The sequence below is a fragment of the Pseudomonas sp. Seg1 genome, assembly GCF_018326005.1.
Classification (GTDB): domain Bacteria; phylum Pseudomonadota; class Gammaproteobacteria; order Pseudomonadales; family Pseudomonadaceae; genus Aquipseudomonas.
Genome location: NZ_AP021903.1, coordinates 1,431,039 through 1,453,680, shown reverse-complemented (window position 1 = coordinate 1,453,680; position 22,642 = coordinate 1,431,039). Strand labels below are relative to the sequence as shown.

The following is a 22,642-nucleotide window of genomic DNA, read 5'->3' as shown; positions in this document are numbered from 1 at the left end:
ACCCTGTGGGAGCTGGCTTGCCAGCGATGCGGACGCTGCGGTCTGCAAGAGATACCGAGGCGATGCCATCGCTGGCAAGCCCGCTCCCACAAGGGATACAGAACACCGTGAAATGGAACCGGGCTTAACCGGCGCCACACAGGTACAATGCCCACCCCTTTTTTGTTACGGCCCTGTCATGACTGACCCGATTCGCCTCTCCAAACGCCTCATCGAACTGGTGGGTTGCTCCCGCCGCGAGGCCGAGCTGTTCATCGAGGGCGGCTGGGTCACCGTGGACGGCGAAGTCATCGACGAGCCGCAATTCAAGGTCGGCGACCAGAAAGTCGAGCTCGACAAGGACGCCAAGGCCACTGCGCCGGAGCCGGTGACCATCCTGCTCAACGCTCCTGCCGGCATGGATGTAGAAACCGCCATGCAGTCGCTCTGCGCCGAAACCCTCAGCGAAGAGCACCGTTTCAGCAAGCGCCCGCTGCGTGGCCACTTCCTGCGCCTGACGGCCAGCGCCGACCTGCAAGCCAAGGCCAGTGGTCTGCTGGTGTTCACCCAGGACTGGAAAATCCTGCGCAAGCTCACCGCCGACGCGGCCAAGATCGAGCAGGAATACATCGTTGAAGTCGAGGGTGACATGGTCGCCCACGGCCTCAACCGTTTGCAGCACGGCCTGACCCACAAGGGCAAGGAGCTGCCGCCGGTCAAGGCCAGCTGGCAGAACGAAAACCGCCTGCGCTTCGCCATGAAAAATCCGCAGCCGGGGATCATTGCCCAGTTCTGCGAAGCGGTCGGCCTGAAGGTCGTCGGCATCCGCCGTATCCGCATCGGCGGCGTCTCGATTGGCAAGGTTCCGGTCGGCCAATGGCGCTACCTGTCCGGCAAAGAGAAGTTCTAAGGCTTCCACTGCCGCCACACATTTCGGCAGCGCGCCTGCGCGCTGCCCACAACGCATCAGGATTATCGACATGATTCACAACGACGTACTGCGCAGCGTGCGCTACATGCTCGACATCAGCGACAAGAAAGTCGTCGAGATCATCAAACTTGGCGGCATGGACGTAACGCTCGCCGACGTGATCACCTGGCTCGACAAGAAAGAAGAAGATGAAGAAGGTTTCGTCCGTTGCCCGGACGAAGTCATCGCACACTTCCTCGACGGCCTGGTGATCTTCAAGCGTGGCAAGGACGAAAGCCGTCCGCCGCAGCCGATCGAAGTGCCGGTGACCAACAACATCATTCTGAAAAAGCTGCGCGTGGCCTTCGAATTGAAAGAAGACGACATGCACGCGATCCTCAAGGCCGCCGAGTTCCCGGTGTCCAAACCTGAGCTGAGCGCGCTGTTCCGCAAGGTCGGCCACACCAACTACCGTCCGTGTGGCGACCAGTTGCTGCGCAACTTCCTCAAGGGTTTGACCCTGCGCGTTCGCGCCGCCTGATGCCCTTCTGCGGTGGCGACTGATGGTCGCCACCGCAGCGCATGACCGTGCATTCCCTTCGAAAATAGTGGCTCCGCTTTTTGCGGCTGGCGACTAGGGTGTATTGATACCTAGCCCTCAGGATTCGCCATGCACCCGTACTTTTCCCTGCAAGGCCGCACCGCTCTGGTGACCGGCGGCACCCGTGGTATCGGCAAAATGATCGCCAAGGCCTTTGTCGAGGCTGGCGCCCGTGTATTCGTCTGCTCCCGGGACGCCGAAGCCTGTCATCAAACGGCCGAAGAACTCAGTGCCTTGGGCACTTGCCAAGGCGTGGCGGCGAATCTGGCGACGGAAGAAGGTGTACAGGAACTGGCCGCACGGCTCGGCGAGCAGATCACGCATCTGGATATTCTGGTGAACAATGCCGGCACCACGTGGGGTGCGCCACTGGAGAGTTACCCGGTCAAAGGCTGGGAGAAAGTCATGCAACTCAACGTGACCTCCGTGTTCACCTGCATCCAACAGTTTCTGCCGTTGCTGCGCAAGGCCGGTTCGGCGGCCAATCCTGCGCGAATTATCAATATTGGTTCGGTGGCGGGGATTTCCTCGTTTGGCGAGCAGGCGTATGCCTACGGGCCGAGTAAAGCGGCGCTGCATCAGTTGTCGCGAATTCTCGCGCGGGAACTGGTGAGCCAGCACATCAACGTCAATGTGATCGCGCCGGGACGGTTTCCGAGCAAGATGACTCAGCATATCGGTAATGATCAGCAGGCACTCGCCGAAGACACCGCGTTGATTCCGATGAGGCGCTGGGGGCGTGAGGAAGAGATGGCAGCGTTGGCGATCAGTCTGGCGAGTACGGCGGGGGCTTATATGACCGGGAATATCATTCCGCTGGATGGTGGGTTCAGCCTCTGAAATCGTCAGTGCGGCCATCGCTGGCAAGCCAGCTCCCACAGGTTTTTGGGTGAACTCAAATTATTCTAACGTCCGAGAATCCTGTGGGAGCTGGCTTGCCAGCGATGGCGCCCGCCTGGCCACCACCAGACTTGAAGCCTGCCGGGTTATCATGCCCACCCTGCCCCGCTTCGAATACACACCATGACTTACAGCGTCTCCCCCATCGGCTTCGTCCGCTCCTGCTTCAAGGAGAAATTCGCCATTCCCCGCCAACCACAACTGGCCCCCGCCGCCCGTGGCGTGCTGGAACTGGTGGCGCCGTTCGATCAGGGTGACGCGGTGCAGGGGCTGGAACAAGTCAGCCACGTCTGGCTGCTGTTCCTCTTCCATCAGGCACTGGAAGAAAAACCGCGCCTGAAAGTCCGCCCGCCCCGCCTCGGCGGCAACAAGTCCATGGGCGTGTTCGCCACTCGCGCCACCCACCGACCCAACGGGATTGGCCAGTCGGTGGTGAAACTGGACAAGGTTGAAGCCAATCGCCTGTTTATCTCCGGCATCGACCTGCTCGACGGCACGCCGATTCTCGACATCAAACCCTACGTGCCTTACGCCGACATCATTGCCAGCGCCTCCAACAGCATCGCCAGCGCCGCGCCGCAGTTGATCGACGTGCAGTGGACGGATGCAGCGTTGCAACAGGCGCTCACCCACGCTCAGCGTCTTGGCGAGCCTCTGGTCGAGCTGATCGAACAGTGTTTGGCGCAAGACCCGCGCCCGGCGTATCAAACCCCGGCGCCGGAACGTGAATACGGCGCACAGTTCTGGGACTTGGATGTGCGCTGGCATTACCCGACGCCGGAGCAGATCCGCGTCCTCGAAGTCATTCCCGCCGAAGCGTAATGTCCAGAAACGAAAAAGCCCCCATTGCCTGAGCAGGCAATGGGGGCTTTTCAGTGGAGCTTACTTCTCGACGAATGCACGCTCGATCAGGTAGTCACCCGGCTCGCGCATACGCGGCGACACGGTCAGGCCGAAGCTGTTGAGTACTTCGCTGGTCTCGTCGAGCATGCTCGGGCTGCCGCACAACATGGCGCGGTCGTCCTGCGGATTGATCGGCGGCAGGCCGATGTCGCGGAACAGTTTGCCGCTGCGCATCAGGTCGGTCAGACGACCTTCGTTCTCGAATGGTTCGCGAGTAACGGTCGGGTAGTAAATCAGCTTGTCACGCAGCGCTTCGCCGAAGAACTCGTTCTGCGGCAGGTGCTCGGTGATGAATTCGCGGTAGGCGACTTCGTTCACGTAGCGCACGCCGTGGCACAGGATGACTTTTTCGAAACGCTCGTAGGTTTCTGGATCCTGAATCACGCTCATGAACGGTGCCAGACCAGTACCGGTGCTGAGCAGATAAAGGTGTTTGCCAGGCTTCAGATCGTCCAGCACCAGCGTGCCCGTAGGCTTCTTGCTGATGATGATCTCGTCGCCCTCCTTGAGATGCTGCAACTGCGAGGTCAGCGGGCCGTCAGGCACCTTGATGCTGAAGAACTCCAGATGCTCTTCCCAGTTCGGGCTGGCAATCGAGTAAGCGCGCATAAGCGGGCGGCCGTTTGGCTGTTGCAGGCCGATCATCACGAACTGCCCGTTCTCGAAGCGCAGGCCCGGATCGCGGGTGCACTTGAAGCTGAACAGGGTATCGTTCCAGTGATGAACACTGAGGACACGCTCGTGGTTCATGTTGCTCATGTACGTTTGACTCCTGGATATTGGCTCTGCGCTTGCTCTAGGCTGAATAAATGCCGATGGTGCGCAATTGCATCGCATTCTAATAGCGCCGACAATATCTGTTAACTGGATTATTAAGATAAGGGTTATCGGTTATATCGATATGCGATTTACTCTCCGTCAACTGCAAGTCTTCGTCGCCGTCGCCCAGCAGGAAAGCGTATCCCGTGCTGCGGGTCTGCTCAACCTCTCACAATCGGCGGCCAGTACCTCTATTACCGAGCTTGAGCGCCAGTCCAGCTGCCAGCTGTTCGACCGTGCCGGCAAACGGTTGAGCCTCAATGCCCTCGGCAAACAGCTGTTGCCACAAGCAGTGGCCCTGCTCGATCAGGCCAAGGAAATCGAAGACCTGCTCAACGGCAAATCAGGTTTCGGCTCGCTGTCAGTCGGCGCCACCCTGACGATCGGCAATTATCTGGCGACCCTGTTGATCGGTAGCTTCATGCAGCGCCACCCGGAAAGCCAGGTGAAGCTGCATGTACAGAACACTGCCAATATCGTGCAACAGGTCGCCCACTACGAAATTGATCTGGGTCTAATCGAAGGCGATTGCAGCCACCCGGACATCGAAGTACAGAGTTGGGTCGAGGATGAGCTGGTGGTGTTCTGCGCGCCGCAGCATCCGCTGGCCAAACGTGGCAGTGCGACCATGGAAGAGTTGACGCATGAAGCGTGGATTCTGCGCGAACAGGGTTCCGGCACGCGGCTGACCTTCGATCAGGCCATGCGGCACCATCGCAGCGCGCTGAATATCCGTCTCGAGCTGGAACATACCGAAGCGATCAAACGCGCGGTGGAATCGGGGCTGGGGATCGGTTGCATCTCGCGCCTGGCACTGCGCGATGCCTTCCGCCGCGGCAGTCTGGTGGCGGTGGAGACGCCGGATCTGGACCTGGCGCGACAGTTCTACTTCATCTGGCACAAGCAGAAGTACCAGACCTCGGCCATGCGCGAGTTTCTCGATCTGTGCCGCGCTTTCACCGCCGGTGTGCAGCGCAGCGACGAGATCGTTTTGCCGACAATCGCTTAAAGCAGAATCACCGCCCACACCAAGGCAATCATGCTCAGCGCGACGAATTGCGCGGCGCTGCCCATGTCCTTGGCGTTCTTGGACAGCGGGTGCAGTTCCAGCGAAATGCGGTCAATGGCCGCTTCCACTGCCGAATTGAGTAACTCGACGATCAGCGCTAACAGGCACACGGCGATCAACAGCGCCTGCTCGACGCGGCTGACATTCAGAAAGAACGTCAGCGGTACCAGCACCACATTGAGCAGTACCAGTTGGCGGAACGCCGCTTCGCCGGTGAAAGCTGCGCGCAGGCCGTCCAGCGAATAGCCGGAAGCGTTGAGGATGCGTTTCAGGCCGGTCTGGCCCTTGAAAGGTGACATAAAGTAGAAACCAACCAAAAAGGAGTGGGAAAGCTAGATCAACAAAAGTCAAAAAAGCGTGAAGACGCCAGCCATTATTGGCTCGGAATTGACTCAAGTTGTTGCAGCAGTAAAGCCGCTTGCGTACGAGTGCGCACATTCAGCTTGCGAAAGATCGCCGTGACATGGGCCTTGATGGTCGCTTCGGACACGCTCAGCTCATAGGCAATCTGCTTGTTCAGTAAGCCTTCGCAGACCATGGTCAACACGCGGAACTGCTGCGGGGTAAGGCTGGCGAGGCCATCGCTGGCGGCTTTGGCTTCGTCGGAGACGGCGACCGCTTCGAATGCCTGCGGTGGCCAGAACACATCGCCATCGAGCACTTTGCGCACCGCTTCCTGAATCACGCTCAGGTCGCTGGACTTGGGAATGAAGCCACTGGCGCCGAACTCGCGGGACTTGACCATCACCGAGGCTTCTTCCTGCGCCGAGACCATCACCACCGGAATCTGCGGATATTGTCCGCGCAACATCACCAGCCCGGAAAAACCGAAGGCGCCCGGCATGTTCAGATCCAGCAAGACCAGATCCCAGTCAGCCTTTTCGGTCAGGCGAGTTTCCAGTTCGGCGATGCTCGCCACTTCCACCAATCGCACATTTGGGCCAAGGCCCAGCGTCACCGCTTGATGCAGGGCGCTACGAAACAGGGGGTGATCATCGGCAATCAGGATGTCGTATGTGGCCATTTTTCAAATGATCCTGTTTTTGATGGCAGACCCGGTGCATTCGGGTCTGGCCAAAGCAACTCAAGATGCGCCTTTCAGGGGGCATCCACAGGGGCACGTTCAACGCCAATAACCAGCAAACACAGCGTTTCAAACCTTGGCCGCACCCTAATCGGCGCCAAGCATGCCCAGCGAAGACGGGGTGGTCAAGCAACACGGCCGCCGCTGCGTACAGTATGGGCCACTATTGGGCCAACTCCGGCTGCGGCTTTCGTATGAAGGGTTGCAACTCGGCATGGGCCGGGGTCGATTCATTCATGTCCAATTGCTGCTTGGCACCGAGGTAATGCTGGCTGAACACATCGAAATAGGCGTCCAGCGCCGACGCGGCGTCACTGTCTCCCGCCAGTTCCAGACACAGCGCAGCGACTTCTGCGGTGCACAGGTGCTCGCTGCGTGTCGAGCGCCGCAAGCGATAGCGCGAGAGTTTGTCGGGCAGCAGACTGAGAATCGGCAAGCGATCAAAGTACGGGCTTTTGCGGAACATCTTGCGTGCTTCGGTCCAGGTCGCGTCGAGCAGAATGAACAGCGGACGCTTGCTGCTATCGAGTTCGACGGTGTTGGTCACCCGCGACGGCTCGACGTATTCGCCGGGGAACACCAGATACGGCTGCCATTGCGGGTCGTTGAGCAGCGCCAGCATCTGCGGATCGGGCTCGGTGCGCGACCAGATGAACGCGTGGTTATCGCGCACCACATCGGCAATCAGCCAACCGGTATTGCTCGGTTTGAACACTTCCTTGCCGGTCATGATCAGGCACACGCCGGATCGGGTTTCGACACTTGGCCGCCAGGCGCACAGGCAATGACTGATGATCACGCGGCAGTCGCGGCAACGCTCGGAGCGAAAGCCCCGCGCCTGAATCGGCTTGATGCCCTCATCCTCGCGCTGATCGCGCAGACGGGCTACGGCGTTGGGGGCATGATTCATCGCGGGCAACACCGGCAGACAGGAAAACTCGACACGAACAGCACTCGGCAAGGCAATAAAGGCCGGCAGTTTAACAGAGCGAAGGGCACAAGCCTGTACCGTCCAGACCGGCTCCCCTATAATTCGCCGCCACTGAACGCACAGCCCCGTGGCTGGTCGAACCACCAGTCACCGAATCAGGAGAGTTTCATGCTGCGCCTTATCGTTCCCACCGCTGCCATTCTGCTGGCGTCGTCCTTCACCGCTCAGGCTGCCTCCCTGAGTGAGCAGAATCTGAACCGAGAGCTGCGCAACGTCGCCGCCCAAAGCAGCGTCGGCACGCCACGCGCCATCAATGAAGACATTCTTGATCAGGGCTACACCGTTGAAGGCACGCAGTTGATCAACCACCTGAGCGTGCAAAAGAGCCACGCCGACAAGATGCGCGCTGACCCTAAAGCCGTGTATTTCCAGTTGGGCGCTTCAGTGTGCAACAACCCGTCGTTTCGCAAGCTGATGGCCAAGGGCGCGATCATGCGTTACGACTTCACGGAAGTGAAAACCAACAAAGCGATCGGCTCCGCCAGTTACCAGGAATCGGATTGCCCGAAAGCCGGCCCGGCGAAGAAGAAGTAATCATCGCGAATTGGCGCGCCGCTGTTCATCCTCGGCGCGCAGTTCGGCCAGCAAGGCCTGTAGATAGTGGGAACGGCGCTCGCCTCCTGCCAGTCGCCGGCAACACTCCTCCTCGAGACTGACTTGATTGGCCTCGGCTGATGCTTTCAGCATTCGATACAACTGCGTATCGATCTCCAGAACCACTCTGGTCATGTGTCCCGCCTCCTTGCTACCCGCAAATCCTTGAATTGCGTGCACCTTGCGTACGGTATTGACGTGAAATTGTCGTACGGTGCCTGTAAATCAGTTAATCAGAGGGTTTGGCGGCCGGTGCACGTTCTGACGAGCGGTGATGTCACTGGCCGAAAAACAGTAAGCGATTGCCAGCCAGGACTTTGCAGCGCAATGATCGATTCAGCGCAACCGCTCGCAAGGGTCTAGATTCAAAGTATTCCGATCAGTCGTTTGCGGCAGGAAAAGGAACTGCCGATTGTGTGTTTTTGCAGCGCGGCACTGACGCCGCTCGTCAGGGCCACCCGCTCTGTGCAGAAGGAGACGTTGAATGCCTTACCAACCGAATGACCTGCTCAACCGTCATTTTCAGGAAAGCGGTCCCGACCTCATCAGCCAGGTCGAAGCACAGCTCAACCGCGTTTCCCCCACCAGCCCGAACATTCCCATCTACCGCGACATGATCCTGACCGTACTGCGCATGGCTCAGGAAGATCACAATCGCTGGAACGCCAAAATCACCCTGCAGGCCCTGCGTGAACTGGAGCAGGCATTCAGAGTGCTGGAGCAATTCAAGGGCCGACGCAAAGTCACCGTGTTCGGCTCGGCGCGCACGCCGGTCGAACATCCGCTGTACGCCATGGCTCGGGAACTCGGTGCCGCGCTGGCGCGCTCGGACATGATGGTCATCACTGGTGCCGGTGGCGGCATCATGGCCGCCGCCCACGAAGGGGCTGGCCGCGATCACAGCCTTGGCTTCAACATCACTCTGCCCTTCGAGCAGCATGCCAACCCGACCGTGGATGGCACCGCCAATCTGCTGCCCTTCCACTTCTTCTTCACCCGCAAGCTGTTTTTCGTCAAGGAAGCCGACGCACTGGTGCTGTGCCCTGGCGGTTTCGGCACGCTGGATGAAGCACTTGAGGTGCTGACGCTGATCCAGACCGGTAAAAGTCCACTGGTGCCGGTGGTGTTACTGGACACACCGGGGGGCACCTTCTGGCAGGGCGCGATGGACTTCATCCGCCAGCAACTGGAAGAAAACCACTACATCCTGCCGACCGACATGCAATTGATGCGGCTGGTCTACACCGTCGAGGAGGCGGTGGAGCAAATCAACCAGTTCTACAGCAACTTCCACTCCAGCCGCTGGCTCAAAGGGCAATTCGTGATCCGCATGAATCACAAGCTCAGCGATCAAGCGCTGGAGCAGATGCAGGAGACCTTTGCCGATTTGTGCCTGAGCGACCACTTCCATCAACACGTCTACAGCGGCGAGGAACACGATGACGCGAAGTTCAGCCATCTGGCGCGCTTGGCGTTTGCCTTCAACGCCAGGAATCACGGGCGTTTGAGAGAGTTGGTCGATTACATCAACGTGCCGGAAAACTGGGCTCATTCCAAACCGCAAACCGCGCAACGCAACCGAGAGCCGTCGAAGGCTATTTAAAACGTAAAAAAAAAACGGCCCGCTATTTTCATAGCGGGCCGTTTTCTTCAATCGTCTTAATCGTCCATGCCTCTGCCGCTGAACAAGCGGTTGATCATCTCCATCGAGAAACCTCGATAGGCCAGGAAACGGCCTTGCTTGGCACGCTCCTTGGCATCAATCGGTAAGTGCCCGGAGAATTTTCGCTGCCAGGTTTCCTGAAGCTGCTCCTGCCAACTGATACCGCTTTCGCGCAGGGCGAGCTCGATATCAGCGCGTTGCAAACCACGTTGGCTCAGTTCCTCGCGAATTCGCAGAGGGCCATAACCGGAACGGGCACGGTAGGAAACAAAGCTTTCAAGATAACGAGCTTCGGAAAGCAGCCCTTCTTCCGTCAAACGGTCGAGGGCTGTTTCGATCATCTCCGCCTCAGCGCCACGCTGACGCAGTTTACGCGTCAGCTCGACTCGACCGTGCTCGCGACGTGCGAGCAGGTCCATGGCGGTTCGCCGCACCGCGACGAGGGTATCAAGTACGAGTGTCATTCAGAGACTTCAAACGTCGATGTCGGCCTCGGCCATATCGTCGATTTTGTCGCGGGTCGCCGAAGCCTTGACGTCTGCTGCTGGTGCCAGCAGTTTGTCACGCAGTTGCTTCTCGAGCTTGGCAGCGATTTCCGGATTGTCCGCCAGGAACTTGGCCGAGTTGGCCTTGCCCTGACCGATCTTGGTGCCTTCGTAAGCGTACCAAGCGCCAGACTTCTCAACGAAACCGTGCAGCACGCCCAGGTCGATCATCTCGCCGTTGAGGTAGATGCCCTTGCCGTAAAGAATCTGGAACTCGGCCTGACGGAACGGCGAAGCCACCTTGTTCTTCACAACCTTGACGCGGGTTTCGCTACCGACCACTTCGTCGCCTTCTTTCACCGCGCCGGTACGGCGGATGTCGAGACGAACCGAAGCGTAGAACTTCAGCGCGTTACCACCGGTGGTGGTCTCCGGGCTACCGAACATCACGCCGATCTTCATACGGATCTGGTTGATGAAGATCACCAGGCAGTTGGCGTTCTTGATGTTACCGGTGATTTTACGCAGCGCCTGGGACATCAGACGGGCTTGCAGGCCCACGTGCATGTCACCCATTTCGCCTTCGATTTCAGCCTTCGGCACCAGTGCAGCCACGGAGTCGACGATGATCACGTCAACCGCGTTGGAACGCACCAGCATGTCGGTGATTTCCAGTGCCTGTTCGCCAGTGTCCGGCTGGGACACCAGCAGGTCATCGACGTTGACGCCCAGTTTGCCGGCGTACTCAGGGTCGAGGGCGTGTTCGGCGTCGACGAATGCGCAGGTCGCGCCGGCTTTTTGTGCCTGAGCGATAACGGACAATGTCAGTGTGGTTTTACCTGAAGATTCAGGACCGTAGATTTCAACGATACGGCCTTTTGGCAGGCCGCCGATGCCGAGTGCAATGTCCAGACCCAGAGAGCCAGTGGAGATGGATGGGATCGCCTGACGGTCCTGATCGCCCATACGCATTACGGCACCCTTGCCGAATTGACGTTCGATCTGACCCAGGGCCGCAGCCAAGGCTTTCTTCTTGTTGTCGTCCATTAAAGTCCTCACGTAATCAATAAGGCCTGACGGCCAACACCTGTATAAGTAGCCAGTATTATTCCACAGCGTTCGCGGATCGCCTACCCCTGATTTTCGATTTCTCGTGCCGCCAGTCGCAGGAGCCCCTCTAGCGCGGCCTTCACCGTTTGTCGGCGGACTTCATCACGGTTGCCGGCGAAGTGTTGAACCTCGCTGGAAACCGCATCGCCCACGCCCCACGCCAGCCAGACTGTGCCCACCGGTTTGTTCGGCGTACCGCCATCGGGTCCGGCCACGCCGCTGACCGCGACAGCGAATCGTGCCAGGCTGTGTTTCTGCGCCCCCAGTACCATCGCTTCGACGACTTCCCGACTGACGGCACCCACCGTGCCGAACAACTCGGCCGGCACATTCAGTTGCTGGGTTTTCTGCCGATTGGAGTACGTCACGTAACCGGCCTCGAACCATGCCGAACTGCCCGGAATCCGGGTGATCGCTTCCGCGATCCCGCCACCGGTGCAGGATTCAGCGGTGGTGACGTGGGCATTGAGCACTTGCAGGCGTCGGCCAAGTTCGGCAGCCAGTTGGGTGATCTCTTTCACGGTGCGCTCCGGATCGTGTGGAATGCCTCCACCGTACACGAGCCGGTTGCGCTTTCAATACACAGACTCATTCAAAATGTGCAGGCGCCAGCGCTCTGACATAGGCCTGACAAGCCTGCAAGGCAATCAGTCCGCGGTCGCCGCTGTCGGTGATGGCGATAATTCGTTGAGCATGCGCCGGGTCAAGTCGGGCGCGTACGGCTGCATGATCCACGCCGCCGGGGCCGGCGGGGGCTGGCAACGCGCAGCCGGCGGCAACGTCGCCGGCATCGAGGAGGACTGACAGGCGCACATCAGCAGTGGCAAGACGATCGCGCAAGCGATCCTGATCACGTTGGGCATCGCTCATCGCTCGAAAGTGGGTTTGTTCACTGGCGGCGAGCCGCTGCTCCAGCGCCAGACGTTTATCCTGCTCTGCCTGTTGCGCAGTGGCGGCGGTCTGGGTCAGATGATTGAGGGTGTCGGCGCTTGACCGAGCCTGCTCCGCCAGTTGCCGGCCGTAGCGCCAGTCCTGAAGTTGCCAGGCGGCAGCAAAAGCACCCACGGCCAGCAACAACAGACCAATTACTCGCCAGGGGATTGGCATAACACCGCCCTCGCCCGCGCCCAGATTTCCAGACGATCCGGCAAGCCGTTCAACCCGCCGTTGATACGTCGGGTGATGGTGTTGAACTGATCGCGGTCGGCCAGTTCGTTCAAGCCGTTCTGCTCCCAGAACCAGGCGGCGGACTCGGCGGCCCATTGCGGCTGCTCCAACAACTCCGGCAAGGACAGCAACCGCTCATCGCCGAATAATCCAACGCTGCATTGGCGATAGTTACTGCGACCGGTGATCTGGATCAGTCCGCGACCGCGGTACTTCTGGCCATCGCCGTCCGCCTCGGGCGTGTTGCCCAGGCGTAGCGCCAGCGTGCCGGTGTCGTATTTGCTCAGATACTGGTTGTTGCCCAGCTCCCGAACGTACTGCAACTGGCCCGACTCGTGACCGATCTGCGCGAGAAACGCAGCGACACGTTTGGGTGAGTCGATGCGACGGCGCGCCATCGCAGAGTTGAGCGCAGAAACAAAAACGCCCGCTTGGCTGCGGGCGTTGGGCATGATGGTTAAAAGGTTGTTTTCGGTTATTTGCATAATGCTTGATCCTCCCTGGATATTGCCCCGATTGAATCACGACGGACGGGCAATGCCTGCCAGCCATTTATTTGCCAGAGTTTTCAGGGTGCCACCCGGAACATCAGCTTCAAGTGTTCCGCCCATTGGCAGTACTTGCCCGCCCGCTAACAGCCACGCCTGATACTCAAGCCAGTCGCGATTGGTTGAATCCTGTGGAATGAATGCTGAGTCTTCAATGCGCAGCACCCCGCAAGCAGTCAGTTGATATGTCATAAGCTCAATCCTAGATTTCAGCGTCCGCTGTCCATTCCAACTGCAAAGTCTGCCCTGGCGCACTGCCGACAGGCGTAACAGTGGCAAACGAAAGACCGCGCTCTGCCACACTTTGGAGAGTGGTACCGGTGCAAGCCTTGCTCATCGCTTGATTCCAGACTTGGTTACTGTTTTCGCCCGGGCAATAGGCGGTTACAGTCGGCTGTACTCGTTTCTGTACCAGAAAGCCGATAGTCATTCCGTACTGGCCGGTATTTCCCGTGGGAATTTGAGTGAAAGTCGCAGTACACGTGTTGGTACCGTTATTCGCTTTTATCGCCAGCCCGTTCACAAAGGATTTTTCAAAATAGCGCTGACAGAGCAACAGTTCTTCTGCGAAGGAACGATATTCGAAGGGAGTGGAAACGGGCCCCTCTTCCAACTGGATCCGGGTCAGATCCACTGTCTGCAATACATTCAGCGGCAAGTCGAATGACAATGTCAGACAATCATTGACTCCCTTCATCTTTCCGGCGATAGCAGGCACTTGGAAGGTTGCGGTGTGTCGAGTCCACGTGGTGTTCAGTTGAAAAACATCTACAACTTTTACAACTGCTTCCGAGCCCCCCGCACCAAACTGCTGGGCAATCGCGACTCTCAATGGTCGAACCGCGTCGGAGCGCGCCCAAAATGTCAACGTAGCGGTTTTACCCGCAAGGGTTCTGACCGACTCGATACTCTGGGACACCTTGTGGGTGGTAGCTCCAGCCCCGGCCGCCGTTTGCTGCCAACGCAGAAAACAGGCCGGTTCGCCAGGAACGTCAGTTTGCCCGAGAGGAAAAACCTGACGACTGATATTCACCGCAGCACTACCGTTCCAGTCGCAGCGAAAGCGATCTGCCACATAACCACCGATGTTCGGGCCTTGGTTGGTCGTTCCGCGCTGCCAGATATCGAACCCGCCATTGATCAGCACATTTCTGCGATACACCTGTACCGGAAATTGTTGCAACGGATCCGGTCTGGATAATTGCCGGATCGCCTGAGCCAATTGATCAGTCTGTAGTTCGTCCGGTTTCAAACCAGCCGCGGTAATCGCGCTGAGTATTTCCTGAGTAACACTGTTGCCCCAGCTCGCTGGGATCAGCGATCCCGGCGTTCCGGCTATCGCGTCTTCGTCAACAAATTTGCCGTCGACCAAGCCGGAGCTGAGGACGCTTCTTGGATAATCCACTTTAATTCCTCTTCAGATCAGCGGCGACTCAGCCGTTCGTTCGCAGCAAGATTTGCAGCCAGTCGGGTTCAACCGGGCGTGAGCGTGCATCCGGGAAATCCGGGTCATTGGGCCACTCGCGTAGTGACTGTCGGTAAGCCAGCAGTTGTTTGAACTCTTCGGCGAGCAGGGTCGTGCCCTCACCGACTTCCAGCTCTTCAGCGTCGCGAAGCACCAACCACTGTGTGTCCTGCAGCACTTTGTTACGCCATGCGCGTTCATGGCTGGCAAGGGCAATCGGGGAAATGACAGGGTCGATCAGCACAGGCTGACCACTGGCACTGGCGCTAATGACTTTGCCACTCGCCTGCCCGGCGAACAGTTCGACGTATTGCGCCTGGGTGATTTCCACCGCCCCTTCAGGCACTTCGGGAAGTGCGCTGTCGACTCGATCAAAGCCGAGACTTTGTGCATAAAAGTAAATCGTCATGGTCAGTACCCCCAAACCAGAATGCGGCCAGCAATTCCCGGCTCGGCCTTCACACTTGAAGCCAGGACGTTGCGCACCCGGGCAGCCACTGTCGTTGTCGTCGAGTTCGCGCCGTCAAATGCCCAAACGGTAACGTTGGAGGCACCCCAACCTGCCGGGTAGCCTTCATTGGCAACACCGCCGAGGACAGCATTGGGAAACCTGATCGGCAGCGACACCGTCATGTTGCCATTCGCATCGGATCCCCCCGTCACCCACTGCACGATCAAACCGCTGGGAAACTTTTGATATCCCGATGTGGCGAACTGTGCGGCGTAATTGGCCGAGTACTTCAGCGCAGCCGTGCCATAAACCACCCACACACCGGACTCTCTGACGAAGTTCGCACTTTCACCATTGTTCATTACGATCGACGCCAGATAAGCCCCTTGCGGACTGATCTGCGTGCCGGTTTTACTGGCCACGGTGACGGGGGCGCTGTTGCGGCAATGCAGGCTGATCGTGGCGCCACTCGGCACCGCAGCGGTATCCGGAAGCGTCACGGTATACGCTGCGTTACCACCCAGACCGATCGAGCAGCCGACATCGGACAAGGTCAATTGCGTGGCGGCGGATATCCCACGCGCACTTGCATAATTGCCCAACGCCCGCTGCACAAACTCGGACGTTGCTGCTGAGCGTCCGCCATCAAACTGCGGGGCGGTCATGAACAATGCCGGACTGCGCAATGCCCCCAGCAACTGATTGTTCGACGACTCATTCGGTGTCAGGCCGGCCGCCTGAACCACGTTAAGAATTTCTTGCGTGACGCTGTTGCCCCACGTCGCCGGGATCAGCGAACCGGGCTTTCCGGCAACCGGGTCTTCATCGACAAACTGGCCGTTGACCAGCCCGACACTGGGCACACTTTTGGGATAGTCCAAGGTTAATCTCCTTGATTGAAATACAGTGGGTGCGCAGGCCTCAGCCAATCACGCTGGCCAGCCAAAGCGGCGCAGATGGCCGGGAATCCGCTGTGGGAAAAAGCGCTGAATCAGGCCAGTCGCGCAGCGCTTGTCGGTACTCGAGCAGTTCCAGATATTGGGAAGCCTTGAGCAAGGTTCCACGCCCCAGTTCCTGCTCATCGCGATGACGAGTGACCAGCCATTCAGTCGCTGACAGGGATGCCTGACGCCAGCTACGTTCCGCTGCCGCAGGCGCTTGATCTGCAACAACCGGCGCCTGGAGGATCACCGGACTTTGCTGCGCGGGCAGTGGTTCGGCAGCTGTCGGCAACTGACTGATCGGCGCGCCGATTTCGACCTCCTGGCCATCCGGCACTCGCACCATCGACTCGACAAAAGACGGCGCGAACAGTTGGCTGATTGCGTAGTCACCGGCGTCGATCCGTTCGACGACCACGCCGTTCTCGATCCGTGCATAAACGGCCATTACTCGTACTCCCAGATTTCACAGAAGGCGTTGCCGCCGGCGCCGCTGACGAATGAACTCGACGGATTTGACGAGCAAGAGCCACTGCCTCCCGAGCCTCGGACGCCTGCGAAACCCGGATTGTGTACGCCCCTGTACGGGCCGCCACCGTCAAACGGGCTGGCAGCTCCGCCTCCGGAGAGCATTCCCCAATTGCCGTTGAACATTGCATAGCCACCGGTGTGACCCCGTGCATTGGCAAGGTTGCCGCCCACGGCGTCTTGCCCCCCTGTGCCACCCTGAACGTACCCCGAGGATGAGGTTGTCGTATCGATGTTCAGGATCTGTGCGCCGCCGCCTCCTGTAACGCTCATGTAGGAGCCGAAGGAAGCCCCACCGCCGACCTGCCCCATCGTAGTGCTGGCAGCTCCACCGGCCCCCAAAGAAACAGGCACGCCGGCAAGCATCTGGGGCGTCACGTCATACAGACTCTCCGCATAGGCCCCCGATCCACCGCCGCCACCGAGACGCAGGTTCCCGGAGGCGACAGATGCACAACCGCCGCCAGATCCACCAGCCCCCACCAGTCGAACACGAATACGTCTGGCCTTGGGGTTAGGCTTGTAAACCGTGATCCCGACCGTCTCGAACTGCCGAACTGCCAGCAGCCGTCCCACCGCATCGGTGATGCCATAACCGGCCAACGTGGTTGGGGTATTTTTCAGTTTGGTAAAGTCGACCGGTGCACCGATTGCGCTGGCCAGTTGATCGGTTCTGGCTTCATCCGGCGTAAGCCCGGCGGCCTTGATCGCATTGAGAATTTCCTGGGTGACGCTGTTGCCCCAGGCGGCGGGGATCAACGAACCGGGCGAACCGGCGATCGGGTTTTCATCGACGAAGCCGCCGTTGACCAGCCCGACCCCGGGAATACTTTTTGGATAATCCATTGCACTGTTCCCTGTGCTGAATCAGTTGGCTACCGCTGTGCCGGGGGCGACCGGCCAGGTAATTTCATCGGGAAATCCTGGCTGTTGTTCGATACGGTTCAGCTCTACGCTGTAGAGTTTCCATTCGATCAGCAGCAGTTGTTCGTCATGATCGGCATCGCCAATATCTTCGGCGTATTGCAGCGGGGCGATGCGCAGGACGGCGTCGCGAAGAAGTTCATCGCGCTTGGTCAGGGTGACTTGCTTACGGTTCTTCAATGAAGCTGCTTCATCGATTTTCCAGGCACCATCGACCCACGAATGAAACCCACCGGGCCATGGCTGCGTGGTGAAGCCTTCAGGCAGATCGCCTAATGCTGTCCAGGTCTCTCGGATCCCCGTGTCGGTGCGATAGACATCACCGCGCAAATCTACTAGCTGCTGCAATGAGCCATTTTCATACGCCCACGCGTATCCACTGGGTGGCGGAGCGAGTTCGATGCTCAACGTGACAGCATTGCCTGGCAGTTGCAGGCCGATACCCGGCACGAGTAGAAAATCGACCGGGCCGGTCAACGCGCCGGCGTCGTCTATTAAGTAATTGAACATGTGCACCTCAGATCAGTTTGATTCGCGCGGGATAGGCAATGTTTCGCGGTCGGGTTTCCGTCGTAAAATTCCCGATGTTGCCGATGTAGGTATCGGAGTCGAACGCAGGATTGGGGTACGTGGTCGCGATGGTTCCGTCGGTTGGGTAAAAGTTGACGTCATTTGAAACGTTCCAGATAGGGTCCGGGATAGACGGCGCCGGCCGACTGGAAGACCCTGAACTGGTGGGCAGGTAGTGGTTATGGCTTTGCAGTGCATGGTTCTGCAAACTGCCGACGACTCGTCCTATATCCACGCCCCGAGTTTCATCGAGGGCTCGCAGAAATTCGCCGCGAACTTCTGGAATTCGAAAGGTCGACGCACCATCGCCACTGGTCCACGCACCTTCTCGGTTCCATCGCGCCGCTTCTGTCGTCAGGGCTCCTGAAGCCTGAGCGAAGTTCCACAACCACGGCCATTCCGCACGCTTGAAAAAATAGCCGTTGAGCAGACCGTAGCCACCGGGATTGAGCGCCATGGTGGTTTCGAACGAAGGGCGGCCCAGAGGGGTGTTGTCGAGGCGACCAACCGGCCACCAACTACCCGCCCCGTCACTGCGCAATTGCCACCAGTCACCGCCCCCCATCAGCACCAGAAACGGATAACCGCTCGCCGACAGGTGTGTATGAAAACGGATCCGGTCGCTGCCTGATGCCTGGACTACCAACCGGTTAACCGTGTTGTCCACACGGCGAACAATTACGTCACGCACACCAAGCCCGGCATCCGCATCGGGAAGCGTGACGGTCATCGCCCCCGCGCTGCCATCAATCAGAACCAACCCCAACTCCTGCGCGTCAAGCAGCTTTGAAGCAGAAATACGGGTGATCAGGGAGCGCATGGGACTAGACTTGCCGACAATTGACTGAATGGCCTTGTACAACTGACCGGTGTCCGTTTCGGAAGCCACCAACCCACCACCGGTAATCACACTCAGGATCTCCTGAGTCACGCTGTTGCCCCACACCGCCGGAATCAACGAACCGGGCGTTCCCGCCACCGGGTTTTCATCGACAAAACGGCCATCGACCAGGCCGACGCTGGGGACGCTTTTTGGATAATCCATAGGTCTTTCGTTCCTCTGAAATAACAAATGAACCGCGTCGCGGCGATCGCTGATGCGAGCCAGTGGCGGTCTGTTTCTGAAAATAAAAAAGCCCACGGTGAAGTGGGCTTGGGCGAGCACAAGGCAGGCTGCAAGCTTCGACAAAAAACGCGTCAAAGTGGCCTTAGGGGTATCCGCGCCAGTTCATTGCATCATGTGCATCACGGTTTGGCCCGGGACTTGGTCCGGGACTTTTTCACAGTGACGTTGCCTGCAACCGACAGCACAGGGCGTCCTGACATGGCTGGAAACTGCGTCGATGAGGGCCAGTTGCGCAGGTCGCGGCGATATTGCTGTAACGCCGCGTATTGCTCGACTGACAGGGTGGTGGTTTCTGCGGTTTCCAACTCGTCGCGGTGCCGTGCAACCATGGGATCCGTTTCGCTCAATTGCGCATCACGCCATTGGCGTTCAGTGACCGTGGACTCTGCCGGCGTAGCGGACGGTGCATCGGCCAGAATGGGAAAGCCATTGGCACGACACACAATCACCTGATTGCGCCTGGATCCGTCGATCAACTCGTTACGGTGTGATGGCGATATCTCGACAGCGTCCTTGGGAATCGACGAATTGATACGAGAATCAAAAAAACCCTGAACCGAAGGGCTCCAATAAATTTTCATAAACGGCCTACTTGCCTATGGCGATGTATTGGGCGCCCAGAGACGGGCTAGAACCCCGGGAAACGAAGGAGGACAAGCTTCGAGGCGAGGCTGCGATATAACCGATCGATCCAGAGGATGCGGTGTAGTCGTTGCACACCATTACTCGAAAAAAGTTCGAGTTGAAGCTGACCGGAAGCGGGGTAATCACGTCTGTCGTGGCGCTATTGATCCATCCCCACTGGATGATCAAACCGCCCATCCAGGAGGGAAAACCGAGGTAACCGGTTCCGCCGTTGTTTGCCAGGCTGAATCCAAGTTTGAGCTTCTTCGGCGTCACCGCCACCGTGTCATCCACGCCGCTCCCGACCTGATCCTGAGTCGCGACTTTCATCATTCCGGCAACGGTTTCGCTGGCCTGGCCGGGTAATCTGTCACTGATGTTTTTTATGATCGCCTGCTGAAGCTGACCATGATTCTGTTCGTCTGGCACGATGGCAGCTGCCTTGATGACGTTGACGATTTCTTCCGTCACGCCATTGCCCCAGGCAGCAGGAATCAACGAGCCCGGTGTGCCGTTGATAGCGTCCTCATCAACAAACTTCCCATTCACCAACCCGGCGCTGGGAACACTCTTCGGATAATCCATGGCTCACTCCCCCCTAGTCATAATTGATATGCACCTTGGTATGCGCCGGCGCACTGCGGTGGATCAGGCATTCCAGCGCCGAGCCCGGATTGACGCCGAAGCGTTCGCCCCAGTAGCTCGCGCCGAAACGCCGGCCGAGCAGCAAGCGGCCGCCGGTGTTGAGCGTCCACATGAATTGCGCTTCCCAAGTGCCGAAATGCGCCGCGCCAAAACGCGCGCGGCCCATGCGTGGGGCTTCGAGTTCGGTGATGCTGGCGTTGGGGTAGCCCTGGCTTTTGGCGATTTCGAGGTAATAACCGACGGCCTGACTGCCGACCGCGAGCAAGCGGCGGCGCACAGCGAGGCGGCGGTCGTCGAACAGTGGCGTGGCGCCGAGGCATGGGTCGGGCAGATCCATCACCCGTTCCCAGTCCGGCACCAGTTCGCTGACGCCGGCGGGGTCCATTTCGTTGAGCAGGTCGGCGGCGCGGGCGTCGAGGCGTGCCAGTTCGACGGCGACGCCTTGCAGGACTTCTTCGAGTTCCGGGACTTGCTCCGGGTCCCAAGCGGGACCGGCGGGCAGCAAGGCGCGCAGTTGCGCCTGGTATTGCGCGGCGGTTCTTATGCCCCCCATACGCAACCTCCGAAAGTCAGCAGTTCGCTCTTGCCGGCAGGCACGTCAGCCGCCGGTGCGGTGAGCGTGTGATCGTATTCGCCGCCGGCGCTGCTGATGGCTTCGCGGATATGGCTGATCAGCAGCGGCACGCCGAGATCGGCCTCGCGGTTGTGCAGATCGCGCAACTGCGCTTCGACCGCCGCACGCACGGCGGTGGTGTCGGGGTTGACGCTTTTGAAGCGATAGACCACCGGCACCTGAATCGGTCGCTGCACATGCACCTCGGCAGTCACCGGACGCAGCGGTTCGATGTAGTCCTGAACCTCGGCCAGTTGCTCATCGTTCGGTACCGGTTGCGGATCGTCGTCGCGCATGATGAACACCGTCACCGTGCCCGGGCCGAGCAAGCCGCCACGGCACCAGGCGCGGGTCACGCCCGGCACTTCCAGCGCCCAGGTTTCATAGTCGCTGGAAGAGCCGCCGTGGGGGATGACGCGATAGGAGCGAATCACCCGCGAGCGCAACGACTCCAGACTTTCTCGCGCCACACCGCCACTGAGCCCCGGCGCCAGAACGACGAAACTGCTGCCGACAACGCCGGCAATCGGTTGCACCGGCGTCAGCGTCAGACCCGCGTCGGCGTTGCCGAGGCTGCCGGCGTCGAGCGCAGCGATCGTGGTGCTGTTGCTGCCATTGCTGGTGGTGCGCGCGGCGGTGACTTTGTAGGTGCGGCCATCATTGGATTGCAGCAACGTGTCAACGTCGAGCACGGCACCCGCCGTCGCAGTAAAACTCACACTGCCGGTGGCCACTTGAGCAGGTTTGCGCGGTTGGTTCAGGCGCAACGCGGCGATGCGTTCCAGGGTCGATTCGTCGGCCTTGTCCGGCAGGATCTGCTCGGCAATCCAGTCGAGATAACCGTACAGACCATAAGCCGCGCCGCCTAAGGTGCGGGCCAGCACTTGCGCATCGGACTGGCGCAGCGAATCGCCGGCCAGGTCGCTTTGGGTGCGCTTGATCAGCACCGGCAGCGAAGGAGTTTCAAACGGCATAGATCACCTGCCAACTGTTATCGGGGTTGATGTCCAGACGTTCGCCGTCGGCCAGGGTCAGGACCGTGCGCAGGTTCAGGCGCTGGGCGTCGAGGCGTTCGCTGATGATGTCGATGGCGCTGCAATGGCCGTCGTCGATCAGCCATTGCAAGGCTTCGCGAGCGTAGAACTCGGCGTCCATCTGGGTCTGTCGGGTCAGCTTGACCCGGCGCAGCAGCCACAGCCGCGAACCGATACGGTCATCGGCGACGGTGGGAAAAGTGTCGCCCCACCAACCGAAACGCTCCTCGTCGTCGAGGGCATCGTCATCGGCGGCGCGGCGCCAGGTAAACAGGCTGATGAGTACGGATCGGGTCAGTGCGGCGTGGAGGTTGGGGCTGATCAGCATCACTTGCCTCCTGCCGGCGCGCCGGTCTGGCCGCTACCGGCCTGCACGCCGACGTGCACGTGTTTGATCTGGCTGATGCCGCCGGCAATCTGATCGCCCGTGGAAACGATCTTGCCGGTCTGGTTGATCACTGGCGTATCGAAGTTCACCGCGCTACTGGCGCGGATGTTCAGCGTGGCGGTGTCGATGTCGATGATCCGTCCGCGCTTGAAGTGAATCCTGTCGCCCTCGTCGGTGTAGATCGCCACTTCGCCGGCAGCCAGCGATTGCAGGCGATAGCGACGGTCGGCGACCACCAGGGCGATGGCGTGGGAACGGTCACCGCCGAGGAACGTGACGATCCCCTCGGCGCCAGCCAGTGGATTGCTGGTGAAGCCATACGGCTCGAAGTGTTCGAGGTCATCGTTCACTTCGCCGGCGGTAAGGCGCATTTGCAGCGATTGCAGCTTGGATGCCGAATTGGCGAGCACGACAGTGCCGCGCGCCAGCAGGCGTGTCAGTAGGCTCATGGTTTGTCCTCAAGGCTTTGCCAACACAAAACCTGTGGGAGCGGGCTTGCCCGCGATGGCG

31 protein-coding genes are annotated in these 22,642 nt (G+C 59.4%); 7 read left to right on the top strand and 24 right to left on the bottom strand.

Annotated features, from left to right (window positions below; genetic code table 11):
- Positions 1–178: 178 nt before the first annotated feature.
- The 4 genes from KI231_RS06345 to tsaA all read left to right on the top strand — a co-directional run bounded on the left by KI231_RS06345 (position 179) and on the right by tsaA (position 3,212).
- Positions 179–889 (top strand): rRNA pseudouridine synthase, encoded by a 711-nt coding sequence (locus tag KI231_RS06345; protein WP_213027740.1) that lies wholly within the window; start codon positions 179–181, stop codon positions 887–889.
- Positions 890–959: 70 nt separating this feature from the next.
- Positions 960–1,430: a YehS family protein gene (locus KI231_RS06340; RefSeq protein WP_213027739.1), complete on the top strand. Its 471-nt coding sequence runs from the start codon at positions 960–962 to the stop codon at positions 1,428–1,430.
- Between the two features lie 129 nt (positions 1,431–1,559).
- On the top strand, positions 1,560–2,330 hold the full coding sequence (locus KI231_RS06335; protein WP_213027738.1) for an SDR family oxidoreductase: 771 nt from the start codon (positions 1,560–1,562) through the stop codon (positions 2,328–2,330).
- Positions 2,331–2,513: 183 nt separating this feature from the next.
- Entirely contained in the window at positions 2,514–3,212 is a 699-nt protein-coding gene (gene tsaA / locus KI231_RS06330; protein ID WP_103302964.1) for a tRNA (N6-threonylcarbamoyladenosine(37)-N6)-methyltransferase TrmO, read from the top strand.
- Positions 3,213–3,272: 60 nt separating this feature from the next.
- On the opposite strand, the gene fpr is transcribed toward tsaA, so the two are convergent.
- The gene (fpr, locus tag KI231_RS06325) at positions 3,273–4,052 is read right to left on the bottom strand and encodes a ferredoxin-NADP reductase (RefSeq protein ID WP_003184787.1); all 780 of its coding nucleotides are present in this window, start codon (positions 4,050–4,052) and stop codon (positions 3,273–3,275) included.
- 142 nt (positions 4,053–4,194) lie between these two features.
- Between fpr and KI231_RS06320 the strand changes: the two genes are divergently transcribed.
- Positions 4,195–5,121 (top strand): LysR family transcriptional regulator, encoded by a 927-nt coding sequence (locus KI231_RS06320; protein WP_103302965.1) that lies wholly within the window; start codon positions 4,195–4,197, stop codon positions 5,119–5,121.
- Here the strand turns inward: KI231_RS06320 and KI231_RS06315 are convergent.
- The 3 genes from KI231_RS06315 to KI231_RS06305 form a co-directional block, all read right to left on the bottom strand.
- Positions 5,118–5,480, bottom strand: coding sequence for a diacylglycerol kinase (locus tag KI231_RS06315; protein WP_042557932.1), 363 nt, complete (start codon positions 5,478–5,480; stop codon positions 5,118–5,120). The genes KI231_RS06320 and KI231_RS06315 overlap by 4 nt on opposite strands.
- A 74-nt stretch (positions 5,481–5,554) precedes the next feature.
- The gene (erdR, locus tag KI231_RS06310) at positions 5,555–6,205 is read right to left on the bottom strand and encodes a response regulator transcription factor ErdR (RefSeq protein WP_103302966.1); all 651 of its coding nucleotides are present in this window, start codon (positions 6,203–6,205) and stop codon (positions 5,555–5,557) included.
- A 223-nt stretch (positions 6,206–6,428) separates the two neighbouring features.
- Positions 6,429–7,175 carry a tRNA-uridine aminocarboxypropyltransferase gene (locus KI231_RS06305; protein WP_103302967.1) on the bottom strand — a complete coding sequence of 249 codons (747 nt, stop codon included), beginning with the start codon at positions 7,173–7,175 and terminating at the stop codon, positions 6,429–6,431.
- 189 nt (positions 7,176–7,364) lie between these two features.
- On the opposite strand from KI231_RS06305, the gene KI231_RS06300 reads away from it, so the two are divergent.
- Positions 7,365–7,790, top strand: a complete 426-nt coding sequence (locus KI231_RS06300) for a PA3611 family quorum-sensing-regulated virulence factor (protein WP_034154935.1) — start codon at positions 7,365–7,367, stop codon at positions 7,788–7,790.
- On the opposite strand, the gene KI231_RS06295 is transcribed toward KI231_RS06300, so the two are convergent.
- On the bottom strand, positions 7,791–7,985 hold the full coding sequence (locus KI231_RS06295) for a hypothetical protein (RefSeq protein WP_103302969.1): 195 nt from the start codon (positions 7,983–7,985) through the stop codon (positions 7,791–7,793).
- A gap of 349 nt (positions 7,986–8,334) precedes the next feature.
- Between KI231_RS06295 and KI231_RS06290 the strand changes: the two genes are divergently transcribed.
- Positions 8,335–9,453 carry an LOG family protein gene (locus KI231_RS06290; protein ID WP_213027737.1) on the top strand — a complete coding sequence of 373 codons (1,119 nt, stop codon included), beginning with the start codon at positions 8,335–8,337 and terminating at the stop codon, positions 9,451–9,453.
- A 56-nt stretch (positions 9,454–9,509) separates the two neighbouring features.
- On the opposite strand, the gene recX is transcribed toward KI231_RS06290, so the two are convergent.
- The 19 genes from recX to KI231_RS06195 form a co-directional block, all read right to left on the bottom strand.
- On the bottom strand, positions 9,510–9,977 hold the full coding sequence (gene recX, locus KI231_RS06285; protein ID WP_103302971.1) for a recombination regulator RecX: 468 nt from the start codon (positions 9,975–9,977) through the stop codon (positions 9,510–9,512).
- A 9-nt stretch (positions 9,978–9,986) separates the two neighbouring features.
- Entirely contained in the window at positions 9,987–11,045 is a 1,059-nt protein-coding gene (gene recA, locus KI231_RS06280) for a recombinase RecA (protein ID WP_103302972.1), read from the bottom strand.
- Positions 11,046–11,128: 83 nt separating this feature from the next.
- Positions 11,129–11,629 (bottom strand): CinA family protein, encoded by a 501-nt coding sequence (locus tag KI231_RS06275; RefSeq protein WP_103302973.1) that lies wholly within the window; start codon positions 11,627–11,629, stop codon positions 11,129–11,131.
- Between the two features lie 67 nt (positions 11,630–11,696).
- On the bottom strand, positions 11,697–12,215 hold the full coding sequence (locus tag KI231_RS06270) for a lysis system i-spanin subunit Rz (protein ID WP_213027736.1): 519 nt from the start codon (positions 12,213–12,215) through the stop codon (positions 11,697–11,699).
- Positions 12,194–12,760, bottom strand: coding sequence for a glycoside hydrolase family 19 protein (locus KI231_RS06265; protein ID WP_213027735.1), 567 nt, complete (start codon positions 12,758–12,760; stop codon positions 12,194–12,196). The genes KI231_RS06270 and KI231_RS06265 overlap by 22 nt, the downstream gene beginning before the upstream one ends.
- Before the next feature lie 36 nt (positions 12,761–12,796).
- Positions 12,797–13,015, bottom strand: coding sequence for a hypothetical protein (locus KI231_RS06260; RefSeq protein WP_103302976.1), 219 nt, complete (start codon positions 13,013–13,015; stop codon positions 12,797–12,799).
- A gap of 10 nt (positions 13,016–13,025) precedes the next feature.
- Positions 13,026–14,228, bottom strand: coding sequence for a carbohydrate-binding protein CenC (locus tag KI231_RS06255; protein ID WP_213027734.1), 1,203 nt, complete (start codon positions 14,226–14,228; stop codon positions 13,026–13,028).
- A 28-nt stretch (positions 14,229–14,256) separates the two neighbouring features.
- The gene (locus tag KI231_RS06250; RefSeq protein WP_213027733.1) at positions 14,257–14,697 is read right to left on the bottom strand and encodes a phage tail assembly chaperone; all 441 of its coding nucleotides are present in this window, start codon (positions 14,695–14,697) and stop codon (positions 14,257–14,259) included.
- 2 nt (positions 14,698–14,699) lie between these two features.
- Positions 14,700–15,620, bottom strand: coding sequence for a gp53-like domain-containing protein (locus tag KI231_RS06245; RefSeq protein WP_213027732.1), 921 nt, complete (start codon positions 15,618–15,620; stop codon positions 14,700–14,702).
- Positions 15,621–15,660: 40 nt separating this feature from the next.
- Positions 15,661–16,128, bottom strand: coding sequence for a phage tail assembly chaperone (locus tag KI231_RS06240; protein ID WP_213027731.1), 468 nt, complete (start codon positions 16,126–16,128; stop codon positions 15,661–15,663).
- Complete coding sequence (locus tag KI231_RS06235) at positions 16,128–17,054, bottom strand: glycine-rich domain-containing protein (RefSeq protein ID WP_213027730.1); 927 nt, start codon at positions 17,052–17,054, stop codon at positions 16,128–16,130. The genes KI231_RS06240 and KI231_RS06235 overlap by 1 nt, the downstream gene beginning before the upstream one ends.
- A gap of 21 nt (positions 17,055–17,075) precedes the next feature.
- Positions 17,076–17,642 (bottom strand): tail fiber assembly protein, encoded by a 567-nt coding sequence (locus KI231_RS06230; RefSeq protein WP_213027729.1) that lies wholly within the window; start codon positions 17,640–17,642, stop codon positions 17,076–17,078.
- Between the two features lie 7 nt (positions 17,643–17,649).
- Complete coding sequence (locus tag KI231_RS06225; RefSeq protein ID WP_213027728.1) at positions 17,650–18,747, bottom strand: phage tail protein; 1,098 nt, start codon at positions 18,745–18,747, stop codon at positions 17,650–17,652.
- Positions 18,748–18,947: 200 nt separating this feature from the next.
- The gene (locus KI231_RS06220) at positions 18,948–19,277 is read right to left on the bottom strand and encodes a phage tail assembly chaperone (protein ID WP_213027727.1); all 330 of its coding nucleotides are present in this window, start codon (positions 19,275–19,277) and stop codon (positions 18,948–18,950) included.
- A gap of 139 nt (positions 19,278–19,416) precedes the next feature.
- The gene (locus tag KI231_RS29925; RefSeq protein ID WP_249412103.1) at positions 19,417–20,037 is read right to left on the bottom strand and encodes a gp53-like domain-containing protein; all 621 of its coding nucleotides are present in this window, start codon (positions 20,035–20,037) and stop codon (positions 19,417–19,419) included.
- A 13-nt stretch (positions 20,038–20,050) separates the two neighbouring features.
- On the bottom strand, positions 20,051–20,650 hold the full coding sequence (locus tag KI231_RS06210; RefSeq protein ID WP_201234980.1) for a YmfQ family protein: 600 nt from the start codon (positions 20,648–20,650) through the stop codon (positions 20,051–20,053).
- Positions 20,638–21,684, bottom strand: coding sequence for a baseplate J/gp47 family protein (locus KI231_RS06205; RefSeq protein ID WP_103302987.1), 1,047 nt, complete (start codon positions 21,682–21,684; stop codon positions 20,638–20,640). The genes KI231_RS06210 and KI231_RS06205 overlap by 13 nt, the downstream gene beginning before the upstream one ends.
- Positions 21,674–22,072, bottom strand: a complete 399-nt coding sequence (locus tag KI231_RS06200; RefSeq protein ID WP_103302988.1) for a phage GP46 family protein — start codon at positions 22,070–22,072, stop codon at positions 21,674–21,676. Before KI231_RS06200 ends, KI231_RS06205 begins: the two co-directional genes overlap by 11 nt.
- A complete protein-coding gene (locus KI231_RS06195; RefSeq protein WP_213027726.1) occupies positions 22,072–22,581 on the bottom strand; it encodes a phage baseplate assembly protein V in 510 nt (169 codons plus the stop codon). Before KI231_RS06195 ends, KI231_RS06200 begins: the two co-directional genes overlap by 1 nt.
- Positions 22,582–22,642 lie beyond the last annotated feature (61 nt).